11 protein-coding genes are annotated in these 12,701 nt (G+C 37.4%); 3 read left to right on the top strand and 8 right to left on the bottom strand.

Going from position 1 to position 12,701, the window contains the following annotated elements; all coding sequences use genetic code 11:
• Positions 1 to 307: 307 nt before the first annotated feature.
• Together lepB and D9780_RS03570 are read right to left on the bottom strand one after the other, a co-directional pair.
• On the bottom strand, positions 308 to 859 hold the full coding sequence (gene lepB / locus D9780_RS03575) for a signal peptidase I (RefSeq protein WP_342068339.1): 552 nt from the start codon (positions 857 to 859) through the stop codon (positions 308 to 310).
• 55 nt (positions 860 to 914) lie between these two features.
• Positions 915 to 1,571 carry a TVP38/TMEM64 family protein gene (locus D9780_RS03570; RefSeq protein ID WP_121639316.1) on the bottom strand — a complete coding sequence of 219 codons (657 nt, stop codon included), beginning with the start codon at positions 1,569 to 1,571 and terminating at the stop codon, positions 915 to 917.
• A gap of 373 nt (positions 1,572 to 1,944) precedes the next feature.
• On the opposite strand from D9780_RS03570, the gene D9780_RS03565 reads away from it, so the two are divergent.
• Positions 1,945 to 2,340, top strand: coding sequence for a YhjD family protein (locus D9780_RS03565; RefSeq protein ID WP_116278140.1), 396 nt, complete (start codon positions 1,945 to 1,947; stop codon positions 2,338 to 2,340).
• Here the strand turns inward: D9780_RS03565 and D9780_RS03560 are convergent.
• The 3 genes from D9780_RS03560 to D9780_RS03550 all read right to left on the bottom strand — a co-directional run bounded on the left by D9780_RS03560 (position 2,276) and on the right by D9780_RS03550 (position 5,887).
• The gene (locus tag D9780_RS03560; protein WP_073006233.1) at positions 2,276 to 2,806 is read right to left on the bottom strand and encodes a competence protein ComK; all 531 of its coding nucleotides are present in this window, start codon (positions 2,804 to 2,806) and stop codon (positions 2,276 to 2,278) included. The two genes, D9780_RS03565 and D9780_RS03560, sit on opposite strands and share 65 nt — an antisense overlap.
• Positions 2,807 to 3,040: 234 nt before the next feature.
• On the bottom strand, positions 3,041 to 4,576 hold the full coding sequence (locus D9780_RS03555) for a fatty acid--CoA ligase family protein (RefSeq protein WP_121639315.1): 1,536 nt from the start codon (positions 4,574 to 4,576) through the stop codon (positions 3,041 to 3,043).
• 315 nt (positions 4,577 to 4,891) lie between these two features.
• Complete coding sequence (locus D9780_RS03550; protein WP_073006121.1) at positions 4,892 to 5,887, bottom strand: lipoate--protein ligase; 996 nt, start codon at positions 5,885 to 5,887, stop codon at positions 4,892 to 4,894.
• A gap of 661 nt (positions 5,888 to 6,548) precedes the next feature.
• On the opposite strand from D9780_RS03550, the gene yhfH reads away from it, so the two are divergent.
• Both yhfH and pepF read left to right on the top strand, forming a co-directional pair.
• Positions 6,549 to 6,677, top strand: coding sequence for a protein YhfH (yhfH, locus tag D9780_RS03545; RefSeq protein ID WP_073006120.1), 129 nt, complete (start codon positions 6,549 to 6,551; stop codon positions 6,675 to 6,677).
• Between the two features lie 750 nt (positions 6,678 to 7,427).
• Positions 7,428 to 9,239, top strand: a complete 1,812-nt coding sequence (pepF, locus tag D9780_RS03540; protein WP_121639314.1) for an oligoendopeptidase F — start codon at positions 7,428 to 7,430, stop codon at positions 9,237 to 9,239.
• Between the two features lie 46 nt (positions 9,240 to 9,285).
• Here the strand turns inward: pepF and hemY are convergent, their stop codons facing one another.
• Genes hemY through hemE form a run of 3 tightly spaced genes read right to left on the bottom strand, consistent with a single transcriptional unit; the run spans position 9,286 to position 12,700 of the window.
• Positions 9,286 to 10,692, bottom strand: a complete 1,407-nt coding sequence (gene hemY / locus D9780_RS03535; protein WP_121639313.1) for a protoporphyrinogen oxidase — start codon at positions 10,690 to 10,692, stop codon at positions 9,286 to 9,288.
• On the bottom strand, positions 10,685 to 11,626 hold the full coding sequence (hemH, locus tag D9780_RS03530) for a ferrochelatase (RefSeq protein ID WP_121639312.1): 942 nt from the start codon (positions 11,624 to 11,626) through the stop codon (positions 10,685 to 10,687). Before hemH ends, hemY begins: the two co-directional genes overlap by 8 nt.
• Positions 11,627 to 11,659: 33 nt before the next feature.
• On the bottom strand, positions 11,660 to 12,700 hold the full coding sequence (gene hemE, locus D9780_RS03525; RefSeq protein ID WP_121639311.1) for a uroporphyrinogen decarboxylase: 1,041 nt from the start codon (positions 12,698 to 12,700) through the stop codon (positions 11,660 to 11,662).
• Position 12,701: the final 1 nt, after the last annotated feature.

The following is a 12,701-nucleotide window of genomic DNA, read 5'->3' as shown; positions in this document are numbered from 1 at the left end:
TGACAAAAAGGTATATGATCAGATTTAAATCCCTGCAATGATCATAGATCATGGGGGATTAGCCTAACGTCCACGATCTTCTCCTATACGTATAAAATAGAAAACGGACAGAAGACCCTTTCCTTAGATGAAGACCGGGATCGTCCGTCCGAACTGACTTTATAATTGTTGCTTATGTCTTTACCATTCTAGTATATCATGTTTGAAAAGAAGCATCTTGCTGTAGATGAAGAAGGTGTGACTGGCATCCATATTTGCACAACATCTTGTACAACTATCATAATGACACCAATAACGCTATTTCCCACTAGTTACCCAGACTTAGACTAGCTTGAGAAATAGGCCAATATTTCACATCTACTTTGCCTACCAACTGTGTCTGTGCAATAAATCCAAATACACGGCTATCCAAACTTTCCCCACGGTTATCTCCCATAACGAATAGCTTCCCCTCTGGCACTTTTGTCTCTCCAGTTATTTCTTCCAGCGAGAAGTTTTCTGTATATGGTTTATTACTTAACGTAGCTTGCGCATATTCTTGCAAAAAATCTTCCTCAACATAATTCCCATTTATATATAATTTGTCATCTTGGTAATAAATCGTATCCCCTGGAATTCCAATTACTCTTTTCACGTAATCTTCTTTCTCATTAGCACGAAAAACAATCACATCAAACCGATCGACTTCCGTTAAATCATACACAAATTTGTTTACCATTAGCAGGTTCCCATCGTCCAAAGTTGGCTCCATCGATTCACCTTCTACCACATAGCTGGCAAATAAAGCTGACTTGCTAACAAACATAATCATGGCCCCAAATAAAATAACAAAGACCACTTTCCGATATTTATTTTTCATTTTCATCTTCCTCCAGAGTAAATTCTACTAATAGCTTACCCTAGAAACAGATGTTTTAATCTTTTCTCATATCAGATTCTTCGCGCAGCTCCGCTTTTTTCTGTAATCGCTTTTCAATATATTTACCAATCATCCAAAATAACATGATACATATTCCAACAACAATCGTTTTCACCGGATTCTTGGCAAATTCCATAATACTTGAGCCAACATAAGCAATGGAGAAAATCATGACGGATTTTCCCATAATTACGGCTAAGATAAATTGTTGGGTACTAATTTTAGACAATCCAGAAACAACATTAATAACAGATGACGGAGAAAAAGGAAAACACATTAATAAAAACAGTGGTCCAAAACCATGCCTTTCTAGCCATGCAGTTACTCTCTTTACCTGTTTATTTTTACGAATTATTTTAAATACTTTTCGATCACCTAACTTACGAATAATTAAAAAGACGAGAATAGCACCTATTGCTGCACCTGCCCAAGATAAAATGAACCCTTCAAACAGCCCATAAGCAGCAGCATTGGCAAAAACGAATACAACTAGCGGCAAAAATGGAAAAAACGCCTCAATAAATGGCAACAGGATGCCAGGGATAGGGCCTAGATTCTCATAATTTTTTAATAGTTGCGTAATGTAATCATCAAAAGTTTCACTATCAAAAATCATTTCCCAATCGGATAGTTGGATGTCTAATAAAAGCATGTAGTAAATCTCCTCGATAATATGAATGTTATTTTTCTAGTTTTTTCACATAATAATGATATCTCCATGTTTTCCTATAACAGACGATTTCATACTGAGAAAAACGTCGGTTATACGATAAACTTAAAACTTTACACATTCCTATAGTAATTAAAAGATGAAATGATAGACAAAGTAAAGCTTGAATTAGAGGTGTTCTCTTTAACCCCTTGAAGAATGGTTAGTACTTTCTATTTTAATAGAAAAATCGCCATGTGCAAAGTCCTATCACTTATATCGCCACTTTCTTTTCTTTATGAATTGAATTTTTTTATGGTTATCGCATATACTAGCAACAAAGGAACGTACGTTCTTTATAGAGGAGGAATTCTTTTTGCGTTACTTAAACGAAGATGAGTTAACATTGGCGTCACGCTTCCTGTTTCTTTCCATGACGATCTTAGTAATTCAACAAGATATTTATTTTCTACAGACTGGTTCATTCAAAGCATTTAAAATAAAGGAATCCTATCTAGAAGTTTTAACAAGAATGGAACAGCTTGCATTTCAGGAGCGAAAAAACTTACGGAAAACGATGCAGAAAAAACGAATACAAGTTGTAAAGTTGGAGAAAAATGATTCCTTTTCCTCTTATTTGTTTATTTGTCGAGGACGTGAGGAAAAACGCAATTATTTCAACCCTGCTATCCGAAAAAAAGTGAAACTTATATTTGAGGAGTTGATGAAAAAGTCGATTCTGAAGGAGCAATGTGCTTCTTTAAAAACTTGAGTCGGTTATTTAATAAATACCGAAATTGAGCTGTTCGCTGTATTTGGTTTATCATCGACCCATAGGAAATGTCTAATTCAATAATTTTTCCATTTAGAAAGATAATTTCCGTCCCATATTCGTGCTTCCTTTGAACTTGTTCGATATGGGAATGGGCGATCCATGTACACTGAGAGCTCGAAGGAGAAATCGTTGGAAAAAAATACATGCCGCTTAATGGATCAATTGTAATGGGGGCCTTATGGGTAATACCGCAAACATCACGCGTTCCATCCTGTCTTCCTTTTAAACTGCTGCCAAAATACTTACAAGCGTGATCCATCACCTTACTTGGGGAGCAACCGACTGCATATTCTTCCTGATCTTCAAGCACCATCGTCATTGCTTTGTTATTGGAGTCTCGTCGAGCGACCAAAGCAGCAGTAAAAGGGGTGATTTCGGGAGGATCTGTGTAGAAGTTAAACATGTTTTCATCCTTTCTAGAAGAAAAGAAAGTGGCTTCTTTACTAAAATACCAAACTTCTTCAAAAAAAGAAATAACAAAACTCATTTTTTTCTAATTATTTTATTTTGTTTGCCAATTATTTTCACCATTTCATCAACAAAAATAGAATAATGTCTATTAAAAAATGCCATGTCGTTAGAAAAACTTAGCAACTTGCCACCTGTTTAATGGCAAAAGCTGCTAAGTTTAGACTTATCATTGAAGTACTTGTTCCCGTAAGTTTTTCCTTAAAATTTTTCCAGTAGTATTCTTTGGTAATTCATCTAAAAAAATGATGTTTGTAGGGATTTTATATTTTGCTAAATACGTCTGGCAAAATGAAATTAATTCCTCCGCGGTTACGCCATTTTCATCTGTCACAACAAAGCATTGTACCGCCTCACCAGTTTCTGGATCAGGCGTACCTATTACAGCTACTTCTATTACATTTGGATGCCTATAGAAGACTTCTTCCACTTCACGAGGATACACATTATAACCACCTACTAAAATCATATCTTTTTTCCGGTCAACGATAAAGAAATAACCTTCGTCATCCATTCGTGCCATATCTCCCGTATATAACCAGCCATTTTTTAAAGCAGCTGCTGTTTCTTCCGTAAGCTTATAATAGCCTAGCATTACATTGGGACCGCGAACGATTAATTCCCCAACCTCGCCAACAGGCACTTCTCCACCCCATTCGTCTACAATCTTGTTTTCAACCCCTTGAATACTGCAGCCGATGGATCCCGGTTTACGTGGTCGATCTAACGGATTAAAACAAGTTACCGGTGAAGCTTCAGATAATCCATAGCCTTCAGATATGGTGACATCAAAAGCTTGCTCAAATCCCTTTAACAAAGCTACTGGCATGGAAGCTCCTCCAGAAATACAGAACCGGATCGTTGCAAATGGATTTTCTTTATCTTCGCGCTTTGCTTGCAATAAATAATTATACATCGTCGGTACCCCAGCAAAAATAGTTGCTTGATAGGTTGTACTTAATTCAAATACGGTAGAAGGTGAGAATTTTGGTAAAACGATAACTGTCCCGCCATTCATCAAAGGTGCATTAAGGGAAACCGTTAAGCAAAACACATGAAACATGGGTAAAGCAGCAATTACTTTGTCTTTATCATTTATACTTAAATAATCTGCAACATCTTTTGCATTGGAATACAAATTGTGGTGAGAAAGCATGGCTCCCTTTGGTGTACCAGTTGTCCCAGATGTATATAAAATAATGGCTAAATCATCACTTTGCAGGTCTGGTTGGTCGAAATACGGATCTCCTAATTGTAGCACCTCAGAAAAAGTGTGCAATCTTTCTCTCTCCATCGGTATTGGTTGTTCTCCTACCCGAGAATCACAAACAATGTAATTAGAAATACTTAGTTCCCCATCTATCGCCTGAAATTTTTCTAGCAATCGGTCTAACGTTATTACCGCCTTGACATCTCCATTATGTAAAATATAACTCAGTTCACTTGGTGTATATAATGGATTAATCGGAATAACCACTAACCCCAGCCTTAGAGCACCATATAAACCAATAATGTAATAAGGGCTATTTCCAACAACTAAAGCAATGTGATCACCTTTTTTATAACCAATTGCTGCTAACCCAGAAGCAAATAAAGTCACAGCTTGATCGAGATCCTTATAACTCGTTGGCTGATGCTCAAAGATATATGCTGGCTTATTCGCATATTCTTGCGCAGTACAAGACAATTGCTTACTTATATTCATAAAACTCCCCCTTGTCTTAGAAAAACTCGGATTGGCGACAGACCTTCGTTTTCCTTTTGCTATAAACTAATCCATTCCATCCTTTTCTCTAGCACAATAAAATGAATGAATAATCATTCATTTTATTGTGAACAAATACATTCTCCCCATATCTAACTAAACTATATGAATCGTTGCATAATTCAATTATATATGAGGTTCTTTATCATTTCAAGAGAAAGCGCTATCGAAGAAAAGAACAGCAAAAGGCATGAGCTCCCTAACTGAACTCATGCCTGAATTTCAGAATATAGTTCTTCCAACATTACAAAGACATTAATAGATTAATTGAATAAAGTCTTCTTTCGATATCTTTCCTAAATAACGAGGAACATCAACATCGGTTAACGCTTCTTCAATTGCTTCTTGTTGATGGCGGACACCAATAAGACTATTTTCCAAAACATTGATCTCTCCCACACCGAAAAAGTCACCATAAATTTTACAATTCTCTATTATTCCTTTCTTGACGTCTAAACGAACATCAACAAGACCTGCATCAAATTTATGGGAAGATTGAATGTTAAACGATGGCGACTTACCGTAGTTCCAATCCCAATTATTATAGCGGTCACGTGATATTTGTTTAACATTTTCCCAATCTTCTTCTGTTAATTCATAACGCGGAACTTCCGAGATATCCTCCACATCAAATACGTGCCGTAAAATGACGTGTTTAAATTCGTCCATGGATATTTTTTGATTGAGAAATTCGGAAATGTTTGCTACCCGACTCCGGATGGACTTAATTCCTTTGGAAGCTATTTTTTCTTTATTTACTTTAAGTGCTGATACAACTTTATCAATTTCAGAGTCAAGCATGAGCGTCCCATGACTGAACATCTTTCCTTTTGTCGCATACATGGCATTCCCTGAGATTTTACGATCTTCGACAATTAAATCGTTACGTCCTTTCAATTCGGCAGGCACACCTAACTTATTTAATGCTTCTACTACAGGCTGGGTGAACTTAGCAAAATTTTGAAAGCTATTCCCATCATCTTTTGTAATAAAACTAAAGTTCAAGTTTCCTTCATCATGGTAAACGGCCCCGCCCCCTGATAAACGGCGCACAACTTTAATATCATGCTCGTTAACATAATGCGTATTTATTTCTTCAATCGTATTTTGATTGCGTCCAATAATGATGGAAGGTTGATTCACATAAAACAATAAAAATGTATCTTTTTCACCAAAGTTTTCTACAATATACTGTTCCAATGCTAAGTTCATAGCTGGGTCTAAAATACCTTGATTATCAATGAATTTCATACTTGTCATACTCCTTCCAAAGTTTGCAATTTCTTCTAACTGCTTATCCTTTATGCTCTAAACATTCACCTGATATCGTAATGAAGCAACAAAAGAGCAAAGAAACAACATTTTGATCTTCTTGTCCCTTCTTTCTAGTTTAATAAAAAAAACAGATAGAAGCAAAAATTGTGTAAGCCAAGCTTTTCTTGGCATAATTATAACTTCTATAATTCTAGCACTCTATTTATGTACAATTTTTCTGATTTTTAATACAACAGTCACTTCGAAAAACACTACGCTTCCCATGTTTATCCTCGCTAGCTTAACAGTATCAACTGCCCTTTATTAGCATGGAAAAAATCTAACCACTAACACACTATCACTTGCCCACCTGCTTTTTCTATCATGACTGAATGCAAATCGCCCCAAAGGGCCAGTTAACCCTCATCTTGCTTTTTAACAATAATACTTTCCTATAATCTAAATAAGTTATCATACCTTAAAACGGCCAATATACTGTTACATTACTAAGTCGTTCTTCCACGGCACTACATACGTTTTGCTGCAGCAGATACCAAAAATGGTGAAATAATATTTTTGTTGTAACACAGCATTGACTTTAATCATACTGTTATATTACAATAGTGTATAATTACTAACCGAGGGGGGAGGAATTCCAATGCTCAACGTTCTTGAATTTTTCAGAAATTTACCTAAGAAAAAATGTAGTAAATGTGGGAATGATATGTTTGAAAAAGCAGACTGCTATGGAAATTTATGTGATGAATGTGATCATCCAGCAAGATAAATGTTCGAGAGAACTACTTTATCTGCCAGCAGTTCAAGTACCATCTTCAAATTAATCGCATCAAGCATGAACGGCCTATACACAAAGGTGCAAGCGCACATTTAGCAACACAGCGAGTGGAACGAATTAACGAAAGTTTTAGGAACCATGCCCTCAACAGGGGCGTACCGACGCCCTCCGGCAAGCCTGTTTTTAGTCGGACGTTCCGATTTAGCACGAACCGATGGTGACTTATCGTAGGGCGACTTCGTGAAGTCGCCTAGTTGCTGAGCGCTGGAGTCGGACGTGGCTATCATTTAAATCCTTATCCCATAGCAACAAATTTTATAGTTTCTTATCTTTTGAGAAAAGCTGACAATGGACATGTCAGCTTTTTTCCTGTTCAAAGAAAGTTATTTTGCATGATAAAGTGAACCTTCAGTAAGAGGTGGTTTTTTTATCCCCACTGATTGTTAGGTGAACGAATCAGGGATTTAGGTGCTGTTACCTCCAACTTTTGAAGTAGCATTCTTACAGTGTCTTATATAGAAATGAATACTAAATTTTCTCAAAACACCTATTATTATTTCAGTCATTATAATATAATAATACATACATCCAATAAAGTAGGAAATTTTTTCTACTACACGGATTGCTTTAGAAAGATAATTCATCTTTAAATCAGACCTCTTATACTAAGGATGTCAAATCAAACTTACAGCATCACTATTTACAATTTACTAATTTTCAATTATGAAAGGGGAAGCGTCCATGAAGAAACGACCAGCTCGTTCTGAAGTATCTGAAAACTTAACATGGGATTTATCAGATCTATTTTCTACACACAAAGATTGGCAAAACGAATTAGAGGCCATTCAAAAGGATGTAGAACAATTTGCGATTTTTAAAGGAGAATTAGGAAAAGAAGCTTCTACATTATATCAATGCCTTGCCACCTACGAAGCTTTTCAAAAAAGAGTTATTTGGGTAGCAACCTATGCTACTTTACGAAACAGTACAGATGGAACAGATCCATCTCGTCAAGAAGATAGCGCAAAAGTAGCCCAAGCTCTAGCAATAATTCAAGCAAAACTATCTTTTATTCAGTCAGAAATACTGGAAATACCTACAGAAACCATTGGGGATTTTGTAAAACAGCACCCCCAATTAGCAACGTACCGCAAAATGCTTGCTGATTTAATAGAAAAAAAACCTTATACATTGTCTTCGCAAATAGAAGAACTACTCGCTTCCCTTTCTGAAGTTCACGATGCGCCATATATGATTTATCAGCGTAGTACATCGTCCGATATGATGTTTGCTTCCATTACGGATGAGCATGGAAATGAACTTCCGATGTCTGCTGCATTGTATGAAGACCGTTATGAGCTAACTGCTGATAACACTGCTCGTAGAAATGCATATAAATCTTTTGTAGAAACGCTTCGACAATATCAACATACATACGCTGCCGTTTATGCAACAGAAGTTACCAAGCAAGTGGTGATGGCAAGGCAACGTCAGTATGATAATGTCACGGATATGCTATTGCACCCACAACAGGTAACGACAGATATGTATCATAATCAGCTAAATATTATTCAAACGGAGCTCGCTCCTCATATGCAACGATTTGCTAGACTAAAAAAAGAACAATTAGGATTGGAAGAATTATACTTATGCGATCTGAAAGCGTCGCTTGATCCAGACTTCAATCCGGTCACTACATATGAAGAAGCGACAGCTACAATTGTGGACGCTCTCGGTATCATGGGAGAAGAATATCAACAAGTTATGAAACAGGCTATTCAAAACCGTTGGGTCGACTTGGCTGATAACATTGGAAAAAGGTCAGGTGCTTTTTGCTCCAGCCCTTATGGCGTACATCCCTATATCCTAATTACGTGGACAGATACCATGCGCGGTGCATTTGTATTAGCTCATGAATTGGGACACGCAGGTCATTTTTACTTTGCCGGAAAAGAACAGTCTTTATTTAATACTCGTCCTTCAACGTACTTTGTTGAAGCACCTTCCACTTTAAATGAATTACTGCTCGCGAATCACTTATTAGCTAAAACAGATGATGAGCGAATGAAAAGATGGATTATCACCCAGTTATTAGGGACATATTACCATAATTTTGTGACGCATTTACTGGAGGCAGAATTCCAAAAAAGGGTGTATACGTTAGCCGAAAATGGGACGCCTTTAACAGCAAAAGTTCTTTCTGAACAAAAGAAAGAAGCTTTAGCGAATTTCTGGGGAGATAAAGTAACAATGGATGAAGGAGCCGGACTCACATGGATGCGTCAGCCGCATTACTACATGGGACTCTACCCTTATACGTACTCTGCCGGTCTGACCGTCTCTACTGCTGTAGCACAGACTATCCAGCAAGAAGGGGCTCCAGCTGCCGAACGTTGGATGAACGTATTAAAATCTGGAGGTACACTAAAGCCGCTTGATTTAATTCAAAAAGCTGGTGTGGATATGTCTTCGCCTGAACCTATTAAGCAAGCTGTCGACTTTGTAGGATCACTTGTAGATCAATTAGAAGCAAGTTATCAGAAAGAAAAGTAACGGCATGATGCCCCCTATAATGGCAATCATTATAGGGGGGGTAAGGTTAACGTAAAACAAACTGTAATGCTTCCTGAGCTGTTCTTTCTCCTTGTTCAATGCAGTCTGGAATACCTTGACCATCATAAGAACAACCTGTTAAAAAAACACCAGGTAGCTGCAGCCTAGCTTGTCTTCTAATTTCAGCAAGTCGTTCCAAGTGCCCGACTGTATATTGCGGTCTTCCATTTCGCCAACGTGTAACAACACTAAATGTCGGATCACCTTTTAATTTCATTGCTTTATGTAAATCTTTTAGCACAATGTCTGTTAGAGTATCATCTGACTCCTCAACTATTTCTTCGTTATCTGGTCTCCCAACATAACAACGCATTAAAACTTTCCCATCTGGGGTTGTTAACGGCCATTTTTTATGTGTCCACGTACAAGCAGTAATATGGTAATTGCTGTCCTTGTTCACAAGAAAGCCTGTGCCATCTATATCTTTTATTTTCACCTTATCAAACGCCAACACAATATTAGCCGTTGATGTGGCAGGTACTTCTGTAAAAGGTTGAAAGAAATCATACTGGCTAAATATTTTCGGCACGGCAAAATGTGGTGTAGCCATAATAACAGCATCTGCTTTATAAACATTTCCATCACTTAGCAGTACATGATAGCCGTGTTCCTTTTTTTCAATATGATCAACAGCTGTCTGAAGCATCATATTCTCTTCTCCAATTTCTTCTGCTAAACGATCTACTAAAGTACCTAAACCGTTTTGAAAGGAAAAGAAAGCACCAGGTGCCGGTCCTTTTTCTTTATCTTTGGTAGCTTTTGGAATGGTTTGGTTTAATCCTTTCATTAAACTTCCATACTCTTGCTCCAATTGACGAAAATGTGGGTAAGAAGCTGTTAAACTCATTTCTTCTATATTCCCAGAATGAATTCCAGATAACAGCGTTTCAATCTGATTATGGAGTAATTCATCTCCGAAGCGACGTCTAAAAAAAGCTGCTAAAGACTCATCTGTTTCGTCTTTTCGTTTTCCCTTCCAAAAATCTGCCAAAGCTCTTAATTTTCCTTTTGGAGAAATTAATGTAGAAGCCCATATAGAACGCGCATTTTTCGGAATTCCCATGTAGGTATCCTGTGGCATACGGTGGAACTTATTTCCCTTCAAAATATAGGATTTCCCCGTAGCATTACGAACAATTTGATCTTCAAGATGTAGCTCTTGTACTAATTTCATAGCCGGCTGTTTACGAATTAACATCGAGTCGGCACCTTGTTCAATCGTAAATCCATCCCGGTGCAACGTTTTTATTTTCCCCCCTAGATGACTACTTGCTTCCACAAGCTTCACCTTATAAGGAAGTTGCTTTTCAACAAGCTGTTTTTGTAAATAATAGGCAGCAGATAAACCTGTTATACCGCCGCCTATAATGACAATTTGTTTTGAATTATTCATTCGATTCACGCTTTACTTGCTTTAGTACAACATCACTTAATGTATGAATAAATTGTGGATGTACGTTTGGCATCTCTGGTCGATAATAGGATGCACCTATTTCATCACAAACTACTTTGCATTCGTAATCATTGTCATATAACACTTCTAAATGGTCGGCTATAAAACCTACAGGTGCGTAAACAAAAGCTTGGTATCCCTTTTGCTCGTAAAGATCTCTTGTAAGATCCTGTACATCTGGTCCTAACCAAGGATCTGGCGTGTTACCTTCACTTTGCCAACCAATTTCATAATTCTTAATCCCAGTTGCTTCTGAAATTAGTTTGGCGGTTTCTTCTAACTGTTGTGGATAAGGGTCACCATCCTGTAAGATTTTCTCAGGCAAACTATGGGCAGAAACAATCAGCACTGCTTTTTCCCGTTCCTCGTCTGCCATCTTGGCATAAACGTCGGTAATTTGATCAGCCCAATATTTAATAAAACCAGGTTCATCAAACCAGCTTTCCACTGAAGTAATCGTAATACCATATTTTTCAGCTTCATTGTTTGCTCGTTTATTATAGGATTGTACGCTAAAAGTAGAAAAATGTGGTGCTAAAACAATTGACACCGCTTCTTCCATGCCATCTTCAGCCATTTGTTGCACAGCATCTTCAATAAATGGCTCAATATGTTTTAACCCAGTATATGCTTTAAAGTCATATTCGTTTTGAACGGCATTTAATGTTGCCTCCAGCTTCTCCACTTGCTGATTCGTTATTTTTGCCAATGGAGATATGCCTCCAATTGCTTTGTAACGATCTTTTAAGTCTTGCAATGCTTCTGCTTCAGGCTTTCTGCCGTGGCGAATATGCGTATAATACCGTTCAATGTCCTCTTCCTTGTATGGTGTTCCATAAGCCATCACTAATAATCCCATTTTCTTTTTTTCCATGATTCAACACCTCGCAAATATAATTTTTTCTTTTTACCTATTACGCTGGCTATACTCATGAATAAACGCAGTTAATTTTTTTAATGTAGCCGGTTGAATATCTGGCGTCACGCCATGACCAAGATTAAAAACATGGTTTCCATCTGCTAAGCCTTCATCCAATATAGCTTGTGTTCGCTTCTCTAGCATTTCCCACTCTGTTAACAAAATTGCTGGGTCTAAATTTCCTTGCAACACTTTCGTAACTCCCATATTCCTTGCTTCTTGCACGGAAGTCCTCCAGTCTAACCCAATCACATCAACAGGTAAATTGTTAAACTCCATCAATAAATGCCGTGCGCCGACACCAAATAGAATGAGTGGAACGTCGTGTCGTTGCAGTTCAGAAAAAATTCTTGTCATTACTGGTTTAATAAAAATACGGTAATCAGACGCATTTAAATTACCTACCCAAGAATCAAAAATTTGAATAGCCTGTGCACCAGCTTCAATCTGAGCTTCTACATACGTAATGGTCATATCAGCCAATTTATCCATTAGTAAAAACCACGCTTCTCGTTGCTGATACATAAATGCTTTCGTTTTACTGTAGTTCTTTGACGGTCCTCCCTCAATCATATAGCTCGCCAATGTAAAAGGAGCGCCACTAAAACCAATTAAGGGTACTTGTAACTGTTCTTGTGTCAACAGGCGAATTGTCTCCAATACATACGGAACGTCGGATTGTGGATCAATTGCTCCAAGCTTTTCTACATCACGAAGAGAGGCAATTGGATTATCAATCACTGGACCAATACCTGATTTAATTTCCACATCCACCCCTATTGCTGGCAGCGGAGACATGATATCTTTATACAGAATTGCTGCGTCTACATTGTAATTTTCTACTGGTAATCGCGTTACATAGGCACATAATTCTGGTTGATGTGTAATTTCAAATAAAGAATACTTCTCTTTTAATTTTCTATATTCAGGTTGTGACCTCCCAGCCTGACGCATAAACCAAACTGGTGTATAATTCGTAGATTCCCCTTTATAAGCTCGAATAATCGTATCATTGAATTTGTTTGCCATG

Source organism: Virgibacillus sp. Bac330 (assembly GCF_003667845.1).
GTDB classification, from domain to species: domain Bacteria; phylum Bacillota; class Bacilli; order Bacillales; family Amphibacillaceae; genus Virgibacillus; species Virgibacillus chiguensis.
Note: the sequence above shows the minus strand (reverse complement) of the source record. Positions and strands in the feature narration are given on the sequence as shown.